This window comes from Pseudomonas sp. PICF6, from assembly GCF_009831705.1.
In the GTDB taxonomy this organism is placed as follows: Bacteria; Pseudomonadota; Gammaproteobacteria; order Pseudomonadales; family Pseudomonadaceae; genus Aquipseudomonas; species Aquipseudomonas rhizophila.
This window is the reverse complement of record NZ_WUUD01000013.1, coordinates 531,468-553,673: the sequence shown is the minus strand read 5'-3', so window position 1 is coordinate 553,673 and position 22,206 is coordinate 531,468. Positions and strand designations below refer to the sequence as shown.

Sequence of the window (22,206 nt, the reverse complement as noted above, 5' to 3'; positions counted from 1 at the left end):
GCTTCGCTTCGTTGCAGATCCGCAACCAGGGCACCTTGGGCGGCAACATCGGCAACGCCTCGCCGATTGGCGACTCGCCGCCCTTGCTGATCGCCCTCGGCGCGCAGATCGTCTTGTGCAAGGGCCAGACCCGTCGCACCCTGGCGCTGGAAGACTATTTCATCGATTACCGGGTGACCGCCCGCCAGGAAAGCGAATTCATCGAGAAGATCATCGTGCCCCGGGCCAGCGCCGAGCAGGCGTTCCGCGCCTATAAGGTCTCCAAGCGCCTGGACGATGACATTTCCGCCGTATGCGCGGCGTTCAACCTGCGTATCGAGCATGGCGTGGTCCAGGACGCTCGGGTGGCCTTCGGCGGCATGGCCGCGACGCCCAAGCGCGCCAAGCATTGTGAAGCCGCGTTGATCGGTGCCGCGTGGAACGACAGCACCGTCGAACGTGCCTGCGCCGCACTGGCCGAGGACTTCACACCGTTGTCGGACTTCCGCGCCAGCAAGGAATACCGCCTGCTCAGCGCCCGCAACCTGCTGCGCAAATACTTCATCGAACTGCAAACGCCGCACATCGAGACTCGGGTGACCGCTTATGTCTAACCATCACGCCGTAGAGAAGACTCAAGCCGAGCTGGCCGAACTGTTCGCCCGCGACCTGACCACCGGCGTGGGCCGCAGCGTCAAGCATGACAGCGCCGCCAAGCATGTGTCCGGCGAAGCCCAGTACATCGACGATCGCCTGGAATTTCCGAACCAGTTGCACGTCTATGCCCGGCTGTCGGACCGCGCCCACGCCCGGATCATCCGTATCGATACCGCGCCCTGCTACGCCTTCGAAGGCGTGCGCATCGCCATTACCCATGTAGACATTCCGGGGCTGAAGGACATCGGCCCGCTGTTACCCGGCGACCCGTTGCTGGCCATCGATGACGTGCAGTTCGTCGGCCAACCGGTGCTGGCGGTTGCCGCCAGGGACCTGGAAACCGCGCGCAAGGCAGCGATGGCGGCCATCATCGAATACGAAGATCTGGAACCGGTGCTGGACGTGGTCGAGGCCCTGCGCAAGCGGCATTTCGTGCTGGATAGCCACACCCACCAGCGCGGAGATTCGGCGGCGGCACTGGCCAGCGCCGAGCACCGCATCCAGGGCTCGCTGCACATTGGCGGCCAGGAACACTTTTACCTGGAAACCCAGATTTCCTCGGTGATGCCCACCGAAGACGGCGGCATGATCGTCTACTGCTCCACACAGAACCCCACCGAAGTGCAGAAACTGGTGGCCGAAGTGCTGGACGTTTCGATGAACAAAGTCGTGGTGGACATGCGCCGCATGGGCGGCGGCTTTGGTGGCAAGGAAACCCAGGCCGCCAGCCCGGCGTGCCTGTGCGCGGTCATCGCCCACCTCACCGGCCAACCGACCAAGATGCGCCTGCCCCGGGTCGAAGACATGCTGATGACCGGCAAGCGCCACCCTTTCTACATCGAATACGACGTCGGTTTCGACAGCACCGGGCGTTTGCACGGTATTGCCCTGGAGCTGGCCGGCAACTGCGGTTGCTCGCCGGACCTGTCGGCCTCGATTGTCGACCGGGCGATGTTCCATGCCGACAACGCCTACTACCTGGGCGATGCAACCATCAACGGCCATCGTTGCAAGACCAATACCGCGTCGAACACCGCTTACCGTGGCTTCGGCGGGCCGCAAGGCATGGTCGCCATCGAAGAGGTGATGGACGCCATCGCCCGGCATCTGGGGCTGGATCCGCTGGCGGTGCGCAAGGCCAACTACTACGGCAAGACCGAGCGTAACGTCACCCACTACTACCAGACCGTCGAGCACAACATGCTCGAGGAGATGACCGCCGAACTCGAGCAAAGCAGCCAGTATGCCGAGCGCCGCGAAGCGATCCGCCGCTACAACGCCAATAGCCCGATCCTGAAAAAAGGCCTGGCGCTGACCCCGGTGAAATTTGGTATTTCCTTCACCGCCAGCTTCCTCAACCAGGCCGGGGCGCTGATTCATGTCTATACCGACGGCAGCATCCACCTGAACCATGGCGGTACGGAAATGGGCCAGGGCTTGAACACCAAAGTCGCGCAAGTGGTGGCCGAAGTGTTCCAGGTGGAAATGGACCGGGTACAGATCACCGCGACCAACACCGACAAGGTGCCGAACACCTCGCCCACCGCTGCCTCCAGCGGTGCCGACCTCAATGGCAAGGCTGCGCAGAATGCCGCCGAAACCATCAAGCAGCGCCTGGTGGAGTTCGCCGCGCGGCAGTACAAGGTCAGCGAAGAAGACGTGGCGTTCCACAACGGCCATGTGCGGGTGCGCGATCACATCCTGACGTTCGAGGCGCTGGTGCAGCAGGCGTATTTCGCCCAGGTCTCGCTGTCGAGCACCGGTTTCTACAAGACCCCGAAAATCTATTACGACCGCAGCCAGGCCCGGGGCCGGCCGTTCTACTACTACGCCTACGGCGCGGCGTGCGCCGAGGTGATCGTCGACACCCTAACCGGCGAATACAAGATGCTGCGCACCGACATCCTCCACGACGTCGGCGCCTCGCTGAACCCGGCCATCGACATCGGCCAGGTCGAGGGCGGTTTCATCCAGGGCATGGGCTGGCTGACCATGGAAGAGCTGGTATGGAACGACAAAGGCAAGCTACAGACCTGCGGCCCGGCCAGCTACAAGATTCCGGCGGTGGCCGACATGCCGTTGGATCTGCGGGTCAAGCTGGTGGAAAACCGCAAGAACCCGGAAGACACGGTGTTCCATTCCAAAGCCGTGGGCGAACCGCCGTTCATGCTCGGTATCGCCGCGTGGTGCGCCATCAAGGATGCCGTGGCGAGCCTGGGAAATTACCAGCACCAGCCGAAAATCGATGCACCCGCGACCCCGGAGCGGGTGTTGTGGGGGTGTGAGCAGATGCGTGGGTTGCGGGTGGCTAAGGTTAAGGAAGCCGAGCCCGAAGCCATTTGATGATCGTTCCCACGCTCTGCGTGGGAATGCAACCCCCGACGCTCTGCGTCGAAGTTTGAAGAGCGGACGCGGAGCGTCCAAAGATGCATTCCCACGCAGAGCGTGGGAACGATCAGTTGAGGTGAAATATGTACAACTGGATCAGCGCCCTCGCCGACCTGCAAGATCGCGGTGAACCCTGCGTGCTGGTGACGATCATCGAAGAACTCGGCTCGACCCCGCGCAATGCCGGTTCGAAGATGGTGATCAGCGCCAGCCAGACGTTCGACACCATCGGTGGCGGCCACCTGGAATACAAGGCCATGGAGATCGCCCGGCAGATGCTCGCCAGCGGCCAGCAAAGCACCCATCTGGAGCGCTTCAGCCTCGGTGCCAGCCTGGGCCAGTGCTGCGGCGGCGTCACCGTGCTGCTGTTCGAACCCATGGGCCAGGTCCAGGCGCAGATCGCCGTATTCGGCGCCGGCCACGTCGGCCGCGCCCTGGTGCCGCTGCTGGCGAGCCTGCCCTGCAAGGTGCGCTGGATCGACTCCCGGGAAGCGGAGTTTCCTGAACACCTGCCCCACGGCGTGCGCAAGATCGTCAGCGAAGAGCCGCTGGATGAAATCGACGAACTGCCCGCCGGCAGCTACTGCATCGTCATGACCCACAACCATCAGCTCGACCTGGAACTGAGCGCCGCGATCCTCAAGCGCAACGACTTCGCTTACTTCGGCCTGATCGGTTCGAAAACCAAACGGGTCAAGTTCGAACATCGCCTGCGCGATCGCGGCTTCGACAGCAGCACCTTGCAGCGCATGCGCTGCCCGATGGGCATTGGCGACGTCAAAGGCAAGTTGCCTGTGGAAATCGCCATCTCCATCGCCGGTGAAATCATCGCCACCTATAACGCGGATTTCGGCCAGCACACCACGCGCGCCGAACCGATTGCCAAGCTGTTGCCGGCCTCGCGCCGCAGCCAGGCGAACCGTTGAACAATCGTTGAGAATTCCCATGCCCCTGACACGTAAAGCCTACCGCGCCGCCCTGCTCCACAGCCTCGCCGACCCTGCCGAAGTCGGCATTGAAGCGTCCTATGAATATTTTGAAGACGGCCTGCTGGTGGTGGAAAACGGCCAGATCAGCGCCATCGGCCACGCCAGCGAATTGCTGCCGACCCTGGCGGCCGACATCGAGATCACTCATTACCAGGACGCACTGATCACGCCCGGCTTCATCGACACCCACATCCACCTGCCGCAGACCGGCATGGTCGGGGCTTACGGCGAGCAATTGCTGGACTGGCTCAACACCTACACCTTCCCCTGCGAAAGTCAGTTCGCCGACAAGGCCCATGCCGACGCCGTCGCCGATATTTTCGTCAGGGAACTGCTGCGCAACGGCACCACCACCGCGCTGGTGTTTGGCAGTGTGCACCCGCAATCGGTGAACGCGTTTTTCGAGGTGGCCGAGAAACTCGACCTGCGGATGATCGCCGGCAAAGTGATGATGGATCGCAACGCCCCGGACTACCTGATCGACACCGCCGAATCCAGCTACACCCAAAGCAAAGCGCTGATCGAGCGCTGGCATGGCAAGGGCCGCCTGCATTACGCCGTGACCCCGCGTTTTGCGCCGACCAGCACGCCGGAACAACTGGCCCTGGCGGGTCAGTTGCTGGGGGAATATCCCGACCTGTACATGCAGACTCACATCAGTGAGAACCTGCAGGAAGTGCAATGGGTCAAGGAACTGTTCCCCGAGCGCAAAGGTTATCTGGACGTCTACGACCACTACCAACTGCTCGGCGAACGCTCGGTGTTCGCCCACGGCGTGCACCTGTGTGACGACGAATGCGCGCGCCTGGCCGAGACCGGTTCGGCCATCGCGTTCTGCCCGACCTCGAACTTTTTCCTCGGCAGCGGCCTGTTCAACCTGCCAATGGCCGAGAAGCACAAAGTGAACGTGGGGTTGGGTACGGATGTGGGGGGCGGCACCAGTTTTTCGCTGCTGCAAACCCTGAACGAAGCCTACAAGGTGATGCAGTTGCAGGGCGCCCGCCTGAGCCCGTTCAAGTCGCTGTACCTGGCCACGCTTGGCGGCGCCCGGGCCTTGCGCCTGGAAGACCGGATCGGGACTTTACAGCCGGGCAGCGATGCGGACTTTCTGGTGTTGGACTACAACGCCACGCCGCTGTTGAGCTATCGCCTCAAGCAGGCCCGGGACATTGCCGAGAAGTTGTTTGTGTTGATGACGCTGGGGGATGACCGGACGGTGGCGCAGACCTTTGCGGCTGGCCGGTTGGTGCATCAGCGCTAGATTTCTAGCGCCTGTCAGACTGCCAATCGCGAGCAGGCTCGCTCCCACAGTGGATTTGTGTCAATCACATAACCCTTGTGGGAGCGAGCCTGCTCGCGATGAAGGCAACTCGGTATGACTGATTCAACTCATCAAAGCTTGGCCGTCGACCGCCCTGGCTTCTTGCTCTGCAACAAATGCGAAAACACCGCATGCAAATCATCCGACGCGCTTTCTTCGTCGAGGTTGAGCTTGCTGTCGATGTGGTCCATGTGGTGCATCATCAGGTCCACCGCCAGGGTGGCATCGCGGGCCTCGATGGCGTCGATCAATTGGGTGTGTTCGTCGTAGGAACAGTGGGAGCGGTTGCCGCTTTCATACTGGGCGATGATCAGCGAGGTCTGCGACACCAGGCTGCGCTGGAAGCTGATCAGCGGGGCGTTCTTCGCCGCCTCGGCCAGCTTGAGGTGGAACTCGCCTGACAGGCGGATGCCGGCGCCACGGTCACCACGGGAAAAACTGTCGCGCTCGTCGCTGACCATCTGCCGCAGCTCGGCAAGCTGCTCGGCGGTGGCGTGCTGCACGGCCAGTTCGGTGATGGCCCGCTCCACCAGACGCCGGGCCATGAATACCTGGCGGGCCTCTTCAACACTCGGGCTGGCCACCACGGCGCCGCGATTGGGCCGCAACAGCACCACACCTTCATGGGCCAAGCGCGACAACGCGCGGCGAATGATGGTGCGACTGACCCCGAAAATCTCCCCCAACGCCTCTTCGCTCAACTTTGTACCGGGCGCCAGACGCTGTTCGAGGATGGCCTCGAAAATATGCGCATAGACAATATCGTCCTGGGTTCCGCTGCGGCCGGCTTTGCCTGCTCGCGGTTGTTTCTTGAGGGGCTGCAACTGTTCGTTCATGGGCACTCGAGTCGGAGAACTGCGGCGAATTGACCGTGACTGTAATACGCCTCAGCGGGTCGCTGACAAGTATCACGTAAATAATACGTCGATTGTACACAACCTCTGATGGCAACACGACTGTACGGCTGTTTACGGACGTGGCTGTATTGCAATTGGCAACGGAGTTGAGTTTAGGCTTAAACCCCGAATCTGTGGCCCCCGCCCTCCTGCAATTTACAACAAGGACCACCGCCCACCATGACCGAAGTCACGACCACGCCACTTCGTCCGTTGGCCGATACATCGCCATCGGCGATCGTCGCCGGTTTCATCGCCATGATGACCGGCTACACCAGTTCGCTGGTGTTGATGTTCCAGGCCGGACAGGCGGCAGGGCTGACCAGCGGGCAGATTTCTTCGTGGATCTGGGCGATTTCCATCGGCATGGCCGTGTGCTCCATTGGCCTGTCGTTGCGGTATCGCACACCGATCACCATCGCCTGGTCGACACCCGGCGCGGCGCTGCTGATCACCAGCCTGGGCGGGGTCAGTTATGGCGAGGCCATCGGCGCCTACATCACCTGCGCGGTGCTGGTGACGATCTGTGGCCTGACCGGCAGCTTCGAGCGCCTGGTCAAGCGCATTCCGGCCTCGCTGGCGGCGGCGTTGCTGGCGGGGATCCTGTTCAAGATCGGCAGCGAGATTTTCGTCGCCACCCAGCATCGAACCGGTCTGGTGCTGGGGATGTTTTTCACCTACCTGATCGTCAAGCGCCTGTCGCCGCGCTACGCAGTGCTGGCGGCGTTACTGATCGGTACAGCTCTGTCAGGCTTGATGGGGCTGCTGGACTTCAGCGGCTTTGCCCTGGAAGTCGCCACACCGGTATGGACCACGCCGCACTTCTCCCTGGCGGCCACCATCAGCATCGGCATTCCATTGTTCGTGGTGGCGATGACTTCGCAAAACATGCCTGGCATCGCGGTGCTGCGGGCCGACGGTTACAACGTACCGGCCTCGCCGCTGATCACCAGCACCGGCATCGCCTCGCTGCTGCTGGCGCCGTTCGGCTCCCACGGCATTAACCTGGCGGCCATCAGCGCGGCCATCTGCACTGGGCCCCACGCCCATGAGGATCGTAACAAACGCTACACGGCAGCAGTCTGGTGCGGGGTTTTCTATGGGCTTGCCGGGGTGTTCGGCGCGACACTGGCGGCGTTGTTCGCGGCGCTGCCCAAGGAGTTGGTACTGTCCATCGCGGCGCTGGCGCTGTTCGGCTCAATCATCAATGGCTTGAGCATCGCCATGAGCGAAGCCCGGGAACGGGAAGCGGCACTGATCACCTTCATGGTCACGGCATCGGGGTTGACGCTGTTTTCCATCGGCTCGGCGTTCTGGGGGATTGTGGCGGGGGTGTTGACCTTAGTGATCCTGAACTGGCGTAACGCCTGAAGGCATCGCGAGCAGGCTCGCTCCCACAGAAGGATCTGTGTCGTTCACAACAATCCTGTGGGAGCGAGCCTGCTCGCGATGGCAGCCTGAAGGGCAACACCTACCCAACCGACAGGCACAAAAAAACCGGCACCCAAACGGGCTGCCGGTTTCAGACCATCAAGCGACCGGATTGATCGGCTTTTCCGGGTACCAGACGTCCATCAGCGGGCTGACTTCAACGCTGGTCAGCTCAGGACGCGCCTTGAGCCAGGCTTCAACGGCCGCACGCTGCTCTTCGGACACCGAGCCACGCTTCTGCAGGCAAACCAGACCGTAGTCGTCGCCGCCAACATAGCCCAGGCCATTGGCTTCCATGGCTTCTTTCAGGAAAGCGTCGAGGAAAGCGTCAACGGCCTCATCGGCCAGATCTTCTTTGAAATCCAGGTTCAGTTCGAAACCCAGCTCTTGAAATTCATCCACGCACAGTTTTTTGCGCAGACGCTGGGAACGGTTAGTCGCCATTGGAACAATCCTCATAAGTAATAACGGCGGGCACTCTACCAGTTTGGTGCACTGTTTGCCCGCCTGATCGGGTGTGTGGGCCTACCGTCGGTAAAAAATAGCGCCCCGAAGGGCTCAGGCACGGCACAAGCCGTTGCACCTTGGGGCATAATGCCGACACTTTCATGACGTTGAGGGCGTTCATTTTCATGTCCTCGTTTTTTCCCCCCTCGCCCGTAGGGTTTTATTTCAAATGATCAGATCTTTGCGTCCACTGCTTTTGGCCAGCCTTCTTCTTCCCCTGGCCCTGCCCGCATCCACCAGCGCCGCCACTATCAACACGGCCCTGACGCCCAATGTGCAAAAGGCCCTCAAGAACAGCAAGCTGCAAAACAACGCCTTGTCCCTGGTGATGATCCCGCTCAACGGCCCTGGCACCCCGACCCTGTACAACGCCGACGTCTCGGTGAACCCGGCCTCCACCATGAAGCTGGTGACCACCTATGCCGCCCTGGAGATGCTGGGGCCCAATCACCAGTGGAAAACCGAGTTCTACACCGACGGCACCCTCAGCGGCGGGATTCTCAACGGCAACCTGTACCTCAAGGGTGGCGGCGACCCCAAGCTGAACATGGAAAAACTCTGGCTGCTGATGCGCGACCTGCGGGCCAACGGCGTGCAACAGGTGACCGGGGACCTGGTGCTGGACCGTGGTTTCTTCATCAAACCGCAGTTGCCTGAATTCAACGACGACGGCAACGACAAGAACAAACCGTTCCTGGTCAAGCCCGACTCCTTGCTGGTCAACCTCAAGGCCCTGCGTTTTGTCGCCCGCAATGACGGCGGCCGGGTGCTGGTGTCGGTGGAGCCGCCGATTGCCAGCATTCGCATCGAAAACCAGGTCAAGGCACTCAACTCCAAGCAATGCACCGGTGGCGTGCGCTACAACCCGGTGCCCCAGGCAGACGGCAGCGTGACCGTGACCGTCGGCGGCCAGCTCGGTGACGGTTGCAGCTCCCAGACTTACCTGGCGCTGCTGGACCACCCCACCTACACCGCCGGAGCGGTGCGGGCGATCTGGAAGGAACTGGGCGGCAGCATTCAGGGCAAGGATCGCCTGGCGGCGACCCCGAGCAGCGCCAAGGTGCTGGCCCGGGCGTTCTCGCCGGACCTGGCGGAGATCATTCGCGACATCAACAAATACAGTAACAACACCATGGCCCAGCAATTATTCCTGAGCCTGGGCGCAGAGTTCCGCAACGAAGCCGACGGTGACGACGCCAAAGCGGCACAGCGGGTGGTACGCCAGTGGCTGGCCAGGAAAGGCATCACCGCGCCGCACCTGGTCATGGAAAACGGCTCCGGCCTGTCCCGCGCCGAAAGGGTGAGTGCCCGGGAAATGGCGGCAATGCTGCAAGCCGCGTGGCGCAGCCCGTACTCCGCCGAATTCATCAGTTCGATGCCCATCGCCGGCACCGACGGCACCATGCGCAAACGTCTCAAGACCACCGCCATGGCCGGCGAAGCCCACGTCAAGACCGGCACCCTGAACACCGTTCGCGCCATCGCGGGCTACAGCCGTGACATCAACGGCAACACCTGGGCCGTCGTGGCGATTCTCAACGATCCGCGGCCATGGGGCGCTTCGTCGGTGCTGGACCAGGTGCTGCTGGACCTGTACCGCCAGCCGAAACTGCCGCAGACGGCTTCGGTGCTCTAAACCCGTACCAAATTGAATGTGGGAGCGAGCCTGCTCGCGATGCGTCAGCCAGTGAACAGCGATGTTGAATGGCACACCGTTATCGCGAGCAGGCTCGCTCCCACATCGATCACCGGCGCGAACGCCTACCCCAACTGCACCTCAACCCGATCCCGTCCGGCCTGCTTGGCCGCGTACACCCCCGAGTCGGCCCGCAGCAGCAGCGCATCCGCCCCCTCCCCGACCCGCCAGGTGGCGATACCGAAGCTGGCCGTGATGACACCCACGTCCTCGATCGGCGCGCTGCGCAGCCCTTCCCACAACCCTGTGGCCAAGGCCTGGGCACTTTCGCCGTCGGTGTCCGGGCATAACACCACGAACTCTTCACCGCCCAGCCGACAGAACACGTCGGTCCGTCGCAGCCGCTGGGTGATGCGCTGGCAAACCGCCTGCAACACCCGATCGCCCACTGCATGACCATGCTGATCGTTGATGCGCTTGAAGTGATCGATGTCGAGCATGATGACCGCCAACTCGCCGGTGCCCCGCTCCACCCGCGCCATCTCCGTGGTCAGGCGCTCCTGGAAATAGCGCCGGTTGCGAATACCTGTCAGGGCGTCGGTCACTGACAAGGCTCGCAGTTCTTCTTCCACCCGCTTGAGATCGGAAATGTCGGAAATATAACCGTGCCACAACACCCCGCCGCCTGGCAGCTCCTCAGGCGTGGCCTCGCCGCGCACCCAACGCAACCCACGCTGCGGCAGTTGCAGGCGATACTCCTCGCGCCATGGGCTCAGAGTGTCGGCCGAGGTGCGGATCGATCTGCGCACGCGCGCACTGTCCAGCGGATGGATGCGCGAGAAAATCGATTCGGCGTTGCGCACCAGTGTCTCGGGCTCCAGCTCATAGATATCGCGAATGCCATCACTGGCATAAATCACGCTGAAACGCCCATTGAAATCCATCTTGAACTGGTAGATGCCCCCAGGCACGTGGGCACTGAGTTTTTTCAGCAACAGGTCCCGGGCGGCCAGGGCCTCATGAACGCGCTTGCGTTCGGTGATGTCGATGCAGATCGCCAGATGCCCGACCCACAGCCCCTGATCATCGAGCATCGGTGTCGCCAGCATGTTCACGGTCAGATGGCTGCCATCGCGGCGCACCAGAGTCCATTCCCGGGCCTGCTGGCCACCCTGTTCGCCGCCCTCGACCAACATTGCGTGGCACGTGGGAATCGGTTTGCCATAACGCGCAGCAAGTTGTACGGCCCGGGCCTGGAGCTCGCGCGGCAAGTGAAGGCTTTCGAGGGTCATGCAGTGCAGAACCTCGCCGCTGTCGTAGCCAAGCATCTGCTCGGCGCCCGCATTGAACGTGGTGATCACCCCGCGAAGATCCGTGGCGATGATCGCAACCTGGGTCGCGGCATTCAGCACACCACGCAACTGACCATGAGTGCCCCGCAGTTCCTGCTCACGCTCGCGCAGCTCTCGGGTCCGCAGCTCGACCAACTGCAGGGCCCGCTGTCGCTGGCTGACCAGCACATACAGCAGCGCACTGAGGAGCAGGCTGAGCAAGCCCCCCAATACCACCAGGCTGGCCACCGAGGAAGGGTTGGTGGACAGGAACATACGACTGGGCCGCAACTCTATCCGATAGTCACGATCGGCCAGGCGTAACAGGCGGGTCGCCGACAAGTCACTTTCGCCCGGTGGATCGAGTGACTCGAACAGCACTTCCTCCCGATCGTCCGTGGACAGGTCCATGACCCGCATCGAAAGGTTGTCCTGACCGGGCGCCGGCAGGCCATCACCCACCAGTTGGCGCATGCTGACGGCAGCCACGACATAACCGAAAGGTTCCTTGGACCACGCCTTGGAGACCGGCGCGACCAGCAACACCCCGCGGGTGGCGGTGGCGGCCTCTCCCGCCAGGTCCAAAGGTTGCGATACCACTATGGTCTCCCGGTGGCGAGCGCGCTCAAGGGTGGCACGGCGCAAGGGATGGGCGAGCAGGTCCAAGCCCCGTGGAGCCTTGAAGGAAGGTTGATTCTGGAGGTACAACACCGGCACGTATTCGTCCCGTTCGGCGGCCAGACGCAAGCCACCGGAGTCGTCCGGCTCACGGATGGAAAACGTATCGCCCCCCTCGGTGCGGGCTTGTTGTTCGAACGATGATCGTTCGTCGCGCAGCACCCGAGGCGCCCAGGCGAACGCCTGAGTGCGCCGCAGCAACGCTTCGGCATAGCCATGGAATTCCCTCTCGGAAACCCCGGCCGAGTTGGCAAAGAAACGCCTCAGGCTGTCGAGACGTTGCTCCTGGTCCTGAAAACGTTCCTCGATGCGGCTAAAGCGTTCATCGGCTTGCAGTTCAAAGCGCTGGCGCAATTGCTGGTCAAACAGATTAGCCATCGCCCAGGTCAACAAACCGGTCAGGAACGCACCGGCCAGCAGCACCAGCGAAGCCACCAGCCAGGCCGACACATCTTCGCTGATAAAACCCAGGATTCTGGGGCGTACCTGATGCAATGCCATAAATACAACTCAGAAAGGGGCAGGCAGTAGGTACTGCCCTGTCCACAGGCTTAAGTTATAGCTATTAGCCATCACTTTGACCAGCACAAAAACGCCTGAAAGCCTTGAGTTTCAAGGCTTCCATGGATCCAATCGGCTATAGGTCAGCGGGCCATGATTTTCCAGGCACGGTGAATCTTGCCATTGCGGGCAAAATCCGGATCGATGGTCTTGGCGGTGATTTCCTCCACCGCGTAACGCTCGGCCAGATTGTCCTCGAGCTGGAACTTGCGGAAGTTGTTGGAGAAGTACAGCACACCACCCGGCGCCAGGCGGGCCATGGCCAGGTCCAGCAGTTGGACGTGGTCGCGCTGCACATCGAACACCCCTTCCATGCGCTTGGAATTGGAGAATGTCGGCGGATCGATGAAGATCAGGTCGTATTCGTCACGACTGGCTTCGAGCCAAGCCATCACGTCGCCCTGCTCCAAGCGGTTCTTGTCCGAAAAACCATTGAGCGACAGGTTGCGCCGCGCCCAGTCCAGGTAGGTTTTCGACAGGTCGACACTGGTGGTGCTGCGCGCACCGCCCTTGGCGGCGTGGACACTGGCGGTCGCGGTGTAGCAGAACAGATTGAGGAAGCGCTTGCCGGCCGCCTCTTTCTGGATCCGCAGGCGCATCGGCCGGTGGTCGAGAAACAGCCCGGTGTCCAGGTAGTCGGTGAGGTTGACCAGCAGCTTCACGCCGCCTTCGTTGACCTCGGTGAACTTGCCCTGGGTGCTCTGGCGCTCGTACTGCTTGGTGCCGCTCTGCCGCTCGCGACGCTTGATCACCACGCGGCTCTTGTCGACGTTCAGTGCCTGGGGAATCGCCGCCAGGGCGTCGAACAGCCGGGCCGAGGCCTTTTCCGGGTCGATGGATTTTGGCGCGACGTATTCCTGGACGTGAACCCAATCGTGGTACAGGTCGATGGCCATGGAGTATTCCGGCATGTCGGCATCGTAGACCCGATAGCAGTCCACGCCCTCACGCTTGGCCCATTTACTCAGCAGCTTGAGGTTTTTTTGCAGGCGATTGGCGAACATCTGCCCGCCTTCGCTCAAACGGGCCTGCTCGACCACAGGAGCCGGAGCCGGTGCCGGCTTGATCGGGTTACCGTTCTTGTTGTACTGGCGCTCTTGCGGTACTTCCGGCGCCTGATCGTACTCAGCCTGCTCACGCTCGGCCTGGCGCTGTTCCGGGGTACGACGCCCGCCGGTGACGAACTGATCGGGCAGGACCTTGATCAGCAGCAATTTGCACGGCAAGGCGCCGTTCCAGAACGAATACTGCTTGTGACTGCGAATGCCCATGCGCTTGCCCAGGTCCGGCGCGCCGGTGAACACTGCGGCCTCCCAGTTCAGGCAGGCCTGGCGCAGACGCTCGCCGAGGTTCTGATAGAGATAGAGCAAGCTGGCTTCGTCGCCCAGACGCTCGCCGTACGGCGGGTTGCAGATCACCAGGCCTTTCTGGTTCTGGTCCGGGCGGGGTTCGAAGGTGGCGACTTCCCCCTGATAAATCTTGATCCACTCGCTCAGGCCCGCCCGCTCGACGTTGTTGCGGCCCGGCTGGATCAGCCGTGGGTCGGCTTCGTAGCCGCGAATCCACAATGGTGGCTTGGCCAGGCCGGCAGCGGCACGCTCGGTGGCTTCTTCGTGGAGCTTCTTCCACAACGCCGGCACATGGCCGAGCCAGGCGGTAAAACCCCACTGCTGGCGACGCAGGTTCGGCGCCATGTCGGCGGCGATCATGCCGGCTTCCACCAGGAAGGTGCCGACGCCGCACATCGGGTCGGCCAGCGCCCCGCCTTCAGCGGCGATACGCGGCCAGCCGGCACGGATCAGGATGGCCGCGGCGAGGTTTTCTTTCAGGGGCGCGGCGCCTTGCTGCAGGCGATAGCCGCGCTGGTGCAGGCTGTGGCCAGAAAGGTCCAGGGAAAGGATCGCTTCGCCGCGGTCCAGGCGCAGGTGGATGCGCAGGTCCGGGTTGAGCTTGTCGATGGATGGCCGCTCGCCTGTCGGGGTACGCAGCTTGTCGACAATGGCGTCCTTGACCTTCAAGGCGCCGAAGTGGGTGTTGTCGATACCCGAGCCATGGCCGCTGAACTCCACCGCCAGGGTGCCATCGGCGAGCATGTGGTCTTGCCAATCCACATCCAGCACGCCGTGGTACAAGTCTTCGGCATCCTTCATCGGGAAGCGCTTGAGCACCAGCAATACGCGGTTGGCCAGGCGCGACCACAGGCACAGGCGATAAGCCGTTTCCATGTCGGCCATGCCGCGCACGGCCGAGGTGTGCTCACGCGCCTCTTCAAGGCCAAGCCCGACGGCTTCCTCGATCAGCAGGCCTTCAAGACCTTTGGGGCAAGTGAGGAAGAGTTCGAAACGATCGGACATGGGATTTCCAGAGCCTTTGGCTAAGTGGACCGGGCAACGCATTGCCGGGCCGGGTTCAATCAGGTGCTTTTCTCAAGAACACCCGTGTGGCACGAAAGTGTGCCGTGCCACCCTCGCCGCTCAGGTTAAAAGAGCTTAGAGGCGAGGGCAGATAAAAAATTCTGTGCAACAAATTGTGAAAACTCGACCCTTTCGTCGAATAGTACCCGAGTGCAACGGGGGGACATTCTCATTCGCCTGAGGGCTGCACCCTTCGATGCAGGGCCGATCATACAGGGGTCTTGCCTGAAAGCGGGTGACGAACATCATGTTACTTATCGCCCTAACATCTTTATTGTTACGTGCTTATGACAAAACGATCATTCCATCCATGTGACGCTTTGGTTAGAACTCAACACAGGTTGACGTCGCAACGGCGTCAACACCTTGGCTCGTCACGCCGGCAACGAGCCGCCAACGGCAGAATGATTCTGCCCCGGCCTCGATAGAGGTCGACGCTAAGCAACAGTCAACAAGTGAGGGCAACACCCTATGAGAAGACTTAAGCGTGATCCGTTGGAAAGAGCATTTTTACGCGGTTACCAATATGGCGTTGGTGGTAAATCCCGTGAGCTTTGCCCCTTTACTCTACCGTCGGTACGTCAAGCCTGGATCAATGGCTGGCGAGAAGGACGCGGCGACAACTGGGACGGTATGACCGGCACTGCGGGTATCCATAGACTCAACGAACTTCACGCCGTCGGCTGACACAGGGCTTAACACTCAAGAACTCGACAATTTGATACTCACATCGATTTAACCACGCACGTCCCATCCGGACGGCGGGCTTCGGCCCAGGGGGCTCCTTCGAGGAGCCCTTTTTAATGCCTGGGTTTCATGAACACTGCAAAAAGCTGGGCTGTGAATACAGTTGTGGCGAGGGGATTTAACCCCGCTGGGCTGCGCAGCAGCCCCTCAGAGTGTCAGGTTTAACGAGTGAGCTGTTTGGGGCCGCTTCGCGCCCCAGCGGGGTTAAATCCCCTCGCCACAGTTGAATCGCGTTGCACCTTGAGAATCAACGCAGTGCAGCAATCGCATCCACCGATTCCCGAATCAACGCCGGCCCCTTATAGATAAAGCCCGAATAAATCTGCACCAGGCTCGCGCCTGCGCTGATTTTTTCGGCAGCATGCTTGCCCTCGGTGATGCCACCCGCCGCGATGATCGGCAAGCGCCCCGCCAGTTCGGCGGCCAGCACTTTCACGGTATGGGTGCTCTTGTCCCGCACCGGCGCACCGGACAGCCCGCCCGCCTCGTCGGCGTGTTCCACCCCTTCGACGCCTTCGCGACCCAGCGTCGTGTTGGTGGCAATCACCGCGTCCATTCCGGTGTCGATCAGGGCCTGGGCCACCTGTGCGGTCTCTTCGTCGGTCATGTCCGGGGCGATCTTGATGGCCAGTGGCACATGCTTGCCATGGATCACCGCCAATTCGGCGCGACGTCGAGCCAGGTCAGCCAGCAGTTGCTTGAGCGAATCACCAAATTGCAGGCTGCGCAGCCCCGGAGTGTTCGGGGAACTGACGTTGACGGTCACATAACTGGCGTGGGCGTAGACCTTGTCCAGGCAGATCAGATAATCGTCAACCGCGCGCTCCACCGGTGTGTCGAAGTTCTTGCCGATGTTGATGCCCAGCACGCCCTTGTACTTGGCGGCAGCCACACGCCCCAGCAAATGGTCGACGCCCAGGTTGTTAAAGCCCATGCGGTTGATGATCGCCTCGGCTTGCGGCAGGCGGAAAATCCGTGGCTTGGGGTTGCCCGGCTGGGCACGCGGGGTAACGGTGCCGATTTCCACGAAACCGAACCCCAACTGGGCAAAACCGTCGATGGCCGCGCCATTCTTGTCCAGGCCCGCCGCCAGCCCGACCGGGTTGGGGAACTCAAGCCCCATCACATTCACCGGCAATTTAGCCGGCGCCTTGCACAGCAGACCATTGAGGCCCAAACGTCCACCCGCGCCGATCAGGTCCAGGGACAGATCGTGAGAGGTTTCCGGGGAAAGTTTGAACAGCAGTTCACGGGCCAGGGTGTACATGGGCGGCTTGGACTCGGGCGACGAAATGAGGCGGCGATTATAGCCGGGCTACGACGATGCACGCGAGGCGCCTGCACAAAACAGCGGCGATGGCATATGCCTTGCACCACTTGCGTTCATCGGCACCCATGCCAACGACGGAATGAGTGCCACACTGTATTTGAAGGACAACGGCGTCGTCATCCGGCCTTGCAAGCGTCCGGATACGGCGCCTTTTTTTGTGGAAAGGTGATGCGCGATGAATGAAATTCCAGCCACCCCCCTGGCCTGGGTCAACGGCAGCGATGCCCCGGAAAAGAGCGCGATCAATCTTGGCTTCATGGCCTTGAGCGACTGCGCGCCGCTGGTGGTGGCCGCCACCCAGGGCTTTGCCCAGCCTTACGGGCTGACTTTGAACCTCAAGCGCCAAGCGTCCTGGGCCAACCTGCGGGACAAGCTGGTCAGCGGTGAAATCGATGCCGCCCACAGCCTTTATGGCCTGATCTACGCGGTGCACCTGGGCATCGGCGGGGTCGCGCCGACCGACATGGCGGTGTTGATGGGGCTGAACCAGAACGGCCAGAGCATCAACCTTTCCCATGGCTTGCAGGCCCAAGGCGTGACCAGTCCTGAGGCACTGGAACAGCATGTGCACCAAACTCGCCCGAAACTGACTTTCGCCCAGACCTTCCCCACTGGCACCCACGCCATGTGGCTCTATTACTGGCTCGCCGCTCAAGGCATCCATCCGCTGTCGGATGTCGACAGCGTGGTGGTACCGCCGCCGCAAATGATCGCCCACCTGCAGGCCGGACGGATCGACGGGTTCTGCGTGGGCGAGCCGTGGTGCGCCAGTGCGGTAAAACAGAACCTGGGCTTCACCCTGGCGACAACTCAAACCATCTGGCCCGATCACCCGGAAAAAGTCCTCGGCTGCACCCGTGCATTCGTCGAGCAATACCCCAATACCGCCCGCGCACTGGTGATGGCGATCCTGCAAGCCAGTCGCTTCATTGAGCAAAGCACCGAGAACCGCCGCAGCACCGCACAACTATTGAGTGCCCCCGAATACCTGGACGCGCCGCTGGATTGCATCGAGCCGCGCCTGTTAGGGATTTACGCCGACGGGCTGGGCAACAGCTGGCAGGACCCTCACGCGATGCGTTTCCACGGCAACGGCGAAGTGAACCTGCCCTACCTGTCCGATGGCATGTGGTTCATGACCCAGTTCCGCCGCTGGGGCCTGTTGCGTGAAGACCCGGATTATCTGGCCGTGGCACAGCAAGTCCAGCAGCTCACGCTATACCGTCAAGCCTGCGCGGCACTGGACATCGCCGCCCCCCGCCAGGACATGCGCAGCAGCCAATTGATCGACGGCACCATCTGGGACGGCTCGGATCCGGCCGCTTATGCCAAAAGCTTCAAACTGCACGCTTTGAGCGATGCGGCTCCCCTCTTCGCCAGCCGCTGACAGGAGCCACGACCATGCTGCGTATCCTGCTGATCAACGACACCGCGAAAAAAGTCGGCCGTCTCAAAGCGGCCCTGATTGAGGCCGGGTTCGAAGTCATCGATGAATCCGGATTGACCATCGACCTGCCGGCACGCGTCGAAACAGTGCGTCCGGACGTGATCCTGATCGATACCGAGTCACCCGGACGCGATGTCATGGAGCAAGTGGTGCTGGTCAGCCGCGACCAGCCACGACCGATCGTCATGTTTACCGACGAGCACGACCCGGATGTAATGCGCCAGGCGATCAAATCGGGCGTGAGCGCCTACATCGTCGAAGGCATCCACGCCGCGCGCCTGCAACCGATCCTCGACGTGGCCATGGCCCGCTTCGAAAGCGACCAGGCCCTGCGCGCCCAGCTCCTGGCCCGGGACCAGCAACTGGCCGAGCGCAAACGCATCGAACTGGCCAAGGGCATGCTGATGAAGATGAAAGAATGCAACGAAGAACAGGCCTACACCCTGATGCGCCGCCAGGCCATGAGTCGCCAGCAGAAGCTGATCCAGGTGGCCGAGCAGATCATTGCGATGAATGAGTTGCTCGGCTGAAAGCCTTGCAGCGCCTGGCCCGGCGCTATCGCGAGCAGGCTCGCTCCCACAGATCCTGTGGCCACTGGAACTCCAATGTGGGAGCAGGCTCGCTCCCACAGGTTTCATGGCCACTGAAGATCCACTGTGGGAGCGAGCCTGCTCGCGATAGGTCTCACACTGCTCCCCTGTTGGCACAGTTCTCGCTTTATCAAAGCCACAGGTAACCAACGGCGGTTGCCCCACCTACGACAAAGACGTCGCACACCCTCCTCGCCCCCTGGCGATTCGGGTTGCGGCGTTTTTTTGTTTTGATCCCACAGTCCGGGGTCGGTGGTGCAGCCACAGGCGGCGCACTGCTTCAAGGCACTGACTCATTTCTCGAGACTTTTACAGCTGAGGTGCGCGATGAATTCAAGCTTCTGGAAATCCGGCCACACCCCGACACTGTTCGCGGCCTTCCTCTATTTCGACCTGAGTTTCATGGTCTGGTACCTGCTCGGTCCACTGGCGGTGCAGATCTCTGCCGACCTGCACCTGACCACCCAGCAACGCGGCCTGATGGTGGCTACGCCGATCCTGGCCGGTGCCGTACTGCGCTTGTTCATGGGCCTGCTGGCCGACCGGATTTCACCGAAAACCGCCGGTATGGTCGGTCAGGTGATTGTGATCGGTGCACTGTTCTGTGCCTGGAAACTGGGCATCCACAGCTACGAACAAGCCTTGCTGCTGGGGCTGTTCCTGGGCGTGGCCGGTGCGTCATTCGCCGTGGCCCTGCCGCTAGCCTCCCAGTGGTATCCGCCACAGCACCAGGGCAAGGCCATGGGCATTGCCGGCGCTGGTAACTCGGGCACCGTACTGGCTGCGCTGATCGCACCGGTAATGGCAGTGGCATTCGGCTGGAGCAACGTGTTCGGTTTCGCGCTGATCCCGCTGATCGTGACCCTGATCCTCTTCGCCTGGCTGGCCAAGAACGCTCCCGAGCGGCCAAAAGCCAAATCCATGGGCGACTACCTCAAGGCCCTGGGCGACCGGGACAGCTGGTGGTTCATGTTCTTCTACAGTGTGACCTTCGGCGGCTTCATCGGCCTGGCCAGCGCACTGCCCGGCTACTTCAACGACCAGTACGGCCTGAGCCCGGTGACCGCCGGTTACTACACCGCCGCTTGCGTCTTCGGGGGCAGCCTGATGCGTCCACTGGGCGGCGCCCTGGCGGATCGTTTCGGTGGCATTCGCACCCTGTTGGGCATGTACACCGTGGCCGCTGTCTGCATCGCGGCAGTGGGCTTCAACCTGCCAAGCTCCTACGCGGCCCTGGCCCTGTTCGTCTGCACCATGCTCGGTTTGGGTGCGGGCAACGGCGCGGTATTCCAACTGGTGCCACAACGCTTCCGTCGCGAGATCGGCGTGATGACCGGATTGATCGGCATGGCCGGCGGCATCGGCGGTTTCGCCCTGGCGGCAGGCATGGGCGCGATCAAGCAAAGCACCGGCAGCTATCAACTGGCACTGTGGTTGTTCGCCAGCCTCGGCGTCCTGGCCTGGTTCGGCCTGTACGGCGTCAAGCGTCGCTGGAGGACCACCTGGGGTTCGGCCGCTGTCACCGCGGCTCGGGTATAAATAGCTTCCATGAGCCTGCAACTGAGTTTTGCCGAAGCCAGTGCCATTGGCCCTCGGGAAGAAAACCAGGACGCCCTGCGCCTGGTGACCCCGGCGCCGGCCCTGGCCGCGAGCAAGGGGTACCTGTTCGCCATCGCCGACGGTGTGAGCCAATGCGCCGATGGCGGGCTGGCCGCCCGTTCGACCTTGCAGGCCCTGGCCCTGGACTACTATTCCACGCCGCAAACCTGGGGTGTGGCCCAAGCGCTGGACCGGCTGTTACTGGCCCAGAATCGCTGGCTGCAAGCCAACGGGGGCGGGCAACCGCTGCTCACCACCGTCAGCGCGCTGGTCCTTCGGGGCCGGCGCTTCACCCTGGCCCACGTGGGCGATTGCCGGGTCTACCGCTGGCACGACAATCATCTGCAGCGGGTCAGTGAGGATCACGTCTGGGAACAACAGGGCATGCAGCACGTGCTCAAGCGTGCCCTGGGGCTGGATCAGCACCTGATCCTGGACTTCCTCGATGGAGAACTGCGCACCGACGAGACCTTCGTACTGCTCAGCGATGGCGTCTGGGCGGTTCTGGGGGACACGGCCATCGCCGGTATCCTTCGCGACCAGCCGGACCTGGACATTGCCGCGCAAACCCTGGTCAACGCTGCGCACCTGGCCGGCAGCCAGGACAACGCCAGCGCACTGCTGGTGCGGGTCGATGCGGTGGGCGAAGCGAGCATTGGCGATGCGCTGGCCCAGTTGCAGCAATGGCCCCTTCCCCCGGCATTGAAACCGGGGCAAGTGTTCGAGGGCTGGCAGATCGAAAGCCTGCTCGGCCAGAGCCAGCAATCGTTGCTCTACCGGGTACACGATGGCCAGGGCCAACCGTGGTTGCTGAAAACCTTGCCGGGGCATCTACGGGACGATACTCAGGCCGGGCAGTCGTTGCTGTCGGAAGAGTGGTTCCTCAGGCGGGTCGCCGGGAGGCAGTTTCCGGAAGTCCACGGTGTTGCCCAGCGTCAGCATTTGTACTACGTCATGCGGGAATATTCGGGCAAGACCCTGGCCGAGCTGTTCAACCAGGGCGGCCCGTTGCCTCTGCCCCAGTGGCAGGACCTGGCGCAGCGGCTGGTGCACGCGGTGGGCCTGTTGCATCGAAGACAGATCTTTCACCGCGATATCAAGCCGGAGAACCTGCACCTGGGCGAGGATGGGGAACTGCGCTTGCTGGATTTCGGCCTGGCGTACTGCCCGGGATTGTCCGAAGACCAAGCCAACGTGCTGCCCGGCACGCCCAGCTATATCGCCCCGGAAGCCTTCGGGGGTGCGCCGCCGACGGCGCAACAAGACTTGTATGCGGTCGGCGTGACTTTGTATTTCCTGCTCACCGGACACTATCCCTACGGCGAAATCGAGGCGTTCCAGCGACCGCGCTTTGGCATACCGGTCAGTGCCCATCGCTATCGACCGGACCTGGCCGAATGGCTTGGGCAAAGCCTGGAGCGTGCCGTGGCGGCGGATCCTGGGCAACGGTTTGAAACCGCCGAGGAATGGCTGTTACTGCTGGAACAGGGTGAACGGCGCAGCTTGAGCGTCAGGCCTCGGCCGCTACTGGAAAGGGAGCCGCTGAAGGTCTGGCGCACATTGGCGCTGGTGTCTTTGGTGGTGAATCTGGTGCTGCTGTATTTAGCGTTTCATGGCTGAAACCCAGTCGCGTCTATCGCGAGCAGGCTCGCTCCCACAGGTTTTGTGTCCACCGCAGATCCAATGTGGGAGCGAGCCTGCTCGC

Annotated in this window: 16 protein-coding genes; 11 read left to right on the top strand and 5 right to left on the bottom strand. The window is 62.0% G+C overall.

Going from position 1 to position 22,206, the window contains the following annotated elements:
* From GSM73_RS27080 to guaD, 4 genes are all read left to right on the top strand, one after another.
* Positions 1–593, top strand: a 593-nt coding sequence (locus GSM73_RS27080) for an FAD binding domain-containing protein (RefSeq protein ID WP_256676759.1), incomplete at its 5' end; no start/stop codon positions are given.
* Positions 586–2,979, top strand: coding sequence for a xanthine dehydrogenase molybdopterin binding subunit (xdhB, locus tag GSM73_RS07490; protein WP_160891987.1), 2,394 nt, complete (start codon positions 586–588; stop codon positions 2,977–2,979). The genes GSM73_RS27080 and xdhB, both read left to right, overlap by 8 nt.
* A gap of 128 nt (positions 2,980–3,107) precedes the next feature.
* A complete protein-coding gene (gene xdhC / locus GSM73_RS07485) occupies positions 3,108–3,950 on the top strand; it encodes a xanthine dehydrogenase accessory protein XdhC (RefSeq protein WP_139050735.1) in 843 nt (280 codons plus the stop codon).
* A gap of 19 nt (positions 3,951–3,969) precedes the next feature.
* Positions 3,970–5,274, top strand: coding sequence for a guanine deaminase (gene guaD, locus GSM73_RS07480; protein WP_160891985.1), 1,305 nt, complete (start codon positions 3,970–3,972; stop codon positions 5,272–5,274).
* Between the two features lie 131 nt (positions 5,275–5,405).
* Here guaD and GSM73_RS07475 read toward each other — a convergent pair whose 3' ends face one another.
* Positions 5,406–6,170, bottom strand: coding sequence for a GntR family transcriptional regulator (locus GSM73_RS07475; RefSeq protein WP_003183531.1), 765 nt, complete (start codon positions 6,168–6,170; stop codon positions 5,406–5,408).
* A gap of 240 nt (positions 6,171–6,410) precedes the next feature.
* Between GSM73_RS07475 and GSM73_RS07470 the strand changes: the two genes are divergently transcribed.
* Positions 6,411–7,601: a benzoate/H(+) symporter BenE family transporter gene (locus GSM73_RS07470; protein WP_160891983.1), complete on the top strand. Its 1,191-nt coding sequence runs from the start codon at positions 6,411–6,413 to the stop codon at positions 7,599–7,601.
* 159 nt (positions 7,602–7,760) lie between these two features.
* Here GSM73_RS07470 and GSM73_RS07465 read toward each other — a convergent pair whose 3' ends face one another.
* The gene (locus GSM73_RS07465; RefSeq protein WP_047227158.1) at positions 7,761–8,105 is read right to left on the bottom strand and encodes a YggL family protein; all 345 of its coding nucleotides are present in this window, start codon (positions 8,103–8,105) and stop codon (positions 7,761–7,763) included.
* A gap of 232 nt (positions 8,106–8,337) precedes the next feature.
* Between GSM73_RS07465 and dacB the strand changes: the two genes are divergently transcribed.
* Positions 8,338–9,804 carry a D-alanyl-D-alanine carboxypeptidase/D-alanyl-D-alanine-endopeptidase gene (dacB, locus tag GSM73_RS07460; RefSeq protein ID WP_047227157.1) on the top strand — a complete coding sequence of 489 codons (1,467 nt, stop codon included), beginning with the start codon at positions 8,338–8,340 and terminating at the stop codon, positions 9,802–9,804.
* 125 nt (positions 9,805–9,929) lie between these two features.
* Here dacB and GSM73_RS07455 read toward each other — a convergent pair whose 3' ends face one another.
* Entirely contained in the window at positions 9,930–12,314 is a 2,385-nt protein-coding gene (locus tag GSM73_RS07455; RefSeq protein WP_047227156.1) for a GGDEF domain-containing protein, read from the bottom strand.
* A gap of 143 nt (positions 12,315–12,457) precedes the next feature.
* A complete protein-coding gene (gene rlmKL, locus GSM73_RS07450; RefSeq protein ID WP_047227155.1) occupies positions 12,458–14,728 on the bottom strand; it encodes a bifunctional 23S rRNA (guanine(2069)-N(7))-methyltransferase RlmK/23S rRNA (guanine(2445)-N(2))-methyltransferase RlmL in 2,271 nt (756 codons plus the stop codon).
* A gap of 531 nt (positions 14,729–15,259) precedes the next feature.
* On the opposite strand from rlmKL, the gene rmf reads away from it, so the two are divergent.
* A complete protein-coding gene (rmf, locus tag GSM73_RS07445) occupies positions 15,260–15,475 on the top strand; it encodes a ribosome modulation factor (RefSeq protein WP_003223300.1) in 216 nt (71 codons plus the stop codon).
* Between the two features lie 307 nt (positions 15,476–15,782).
* On the opposite strand, the gene GSM73_RS07440 is transcribed toward rmf, so the two are convergent.
* Positions 15,783–16,802: a quinone-dependent dihydroorotate dehydrogenase gene (locus GSM73_RS07440; RefSeq protein WP_047227154.1), complete on the bottom strand. Its 1,020-nt coding sequence runs from the start codon at positions 16,800–16,802 to the stop codon at positions 15,783–15,785.
* Positions 16,803–17,040: 238 nt separating this feature from the next.
* Here GSM73_RS07440 and GSM73_RS07435 point away from each other — a divergent pair, with 238 nt between their 5' ends.
* The 4 genes from GSM73_RS07435 (at position 17,041) to GSM73_RS07420 (ending at position 22,121) form a co-directional block, all read left to right on the top strand.
* Complete coding sequence (locus tag GSM73_RS07435; protein ID WP_160891981.1) at positions 17,041–18,252, top strand: CmpA/NrtA family ABC transporter substrate-binding protein; 1,212 nt, start codon at positions 17,041–17,043, stop codon at positions 18,250–18,252.
* A gap of 14 nt (positions 18,253–18,266) precedes the next feature.
* Positions 18,267–18,842, top strand: coding sequence for an ANTAR domain-containing response regulator (locus tag GSM73_RS07430; protein WP_025212689.1), 576 nt, complete (start codon positions 18,267–18,269; stop codon positions 18,840–18,842).
* Between the two features lie 387 nt (positions 18,843–19,229).
* A complete protein-coding gene (locus GSM73_RS07425; protein WP_047227151.1) occupies positions 19,230–20,441 on the top strand; it encodes a NarK/NasA family nitrate transporter in 1,212 nt (403 codons plus the stop codon).
* A 9-nt stretch (positions 20,442–20,450) separates the two neighbouring features.
* Positions 20,451–22,121 (top strand): bifunctional protein-serine/threonine kinase/phosphatase, encoded by a 1,671-nt coding sequence (locus GSM73_RS07420; RefSeq protein WP_160891979.1) that lies wholly within the window; start codon positions 20,451–20,453, stop codon positions 22,119–22,121.
* Positions 22,122–22,206: the final 85 nt, after the last annotated feature.

Coding starts and splice junctions, on each gene's coding strand:
- xdhB (WP_160891987.1), top strand. CDS start 586: ATGTCTAACCATCACGCCGTAGAGAAGACTCAAGCCGAGCTGGCCGAA.
- xdhC (WP_139050735.1), top strand. CDS start 3,108: ATGTACAACTGGATCAGCGCCCTCGCCGACCTGCAAGATCGCGGTGAA.
- guaD (WP_160891985.1), top strand. CDS start 3,970: ATGCCCCTGACACGTAAAGCCTACCGCGCCGCCCTGCTCCACAGCCTC.
- GSM73_RS07475 (WP_003183531.1), bottom strand. CDS start 6,170: ATGAACGAACAGTTGCAGCCCCTCAAGAAACAACCGCGAGCAGGCAAA.
- GSM73_RS07470 (WP_160891983.1), top strand. CDS start 6,411: ATGACCGAAGTCACGACCACGCCACTTCGTCCGTTGGCCGATACATCG.
- GSM73_RS07465 (WP_047227158.1), bottom strand. CDS start 8,105: ATGGCGACTAACCGTTCCCAGCGTCTGCGCAAAAAACTGTGCGTGGAT.
- dacB (WP_047227157.1), top strand. CDS start 8,338: ATGATCAGATCTTTGCGTCCACTGCTTTTGGCCAGCCTTCTTCTTCCC.
- GSM73_RS07455 (WP_047227156.1), bottom strand. CDS start 12,314: ATGGCATTGCATCAGGTACGCCCCAGAATCCTGGGTTTTATCAGCGAA.
- rlmKL (WP_047227155.1), bottom strand. CDS start 14,728: ATGTCCGATCGTTTCGAACTCTTCCTCACTTGCCCCAAAGGTCTTGAA.
- rmf (WP_003223300.1), top strand. CDS start 15,260: ATGAGAAGACTTAAGCGTGATCCGTTGGAAAGAGCATTTTTACGCGGT.
- GSM73_RS07440 (WP_047227154.1), bottom strand. CDS start 16,802: ATGTACACCCTGGCCCGTGAACTGCTGTTCAAACTTTCCCCGGAAACC.
- GSM73_RS07435 (WP_160891981.1), top strand. CDS start 17,041: ATGAATGAAATTCCAGCCACCCCCCTGGCCTGGGTCAACGGCAGCGAT.
- GSM73_RS07430 (WP_025212689.1), top strand. CDS start 18,267: ATGCTGCGTATCCTGCTGATCAACGACACCGCGAAAAAAGTCGGCCGT.
- GSM73_RS07425 (WP_047227151.1), top strand. CDS start 19,230: ATGAATTCAAGCTTCTGGAAATCCGGCCACACCCCGACACTGTTCGCG.
- GSM73_RS07420 (WP_160891979.1), top strand. CDS start 20,451: ATGAGCCTGCAACTGAGTTTTGCCGAAGCCAGTGCCATTGGCCCTCGG.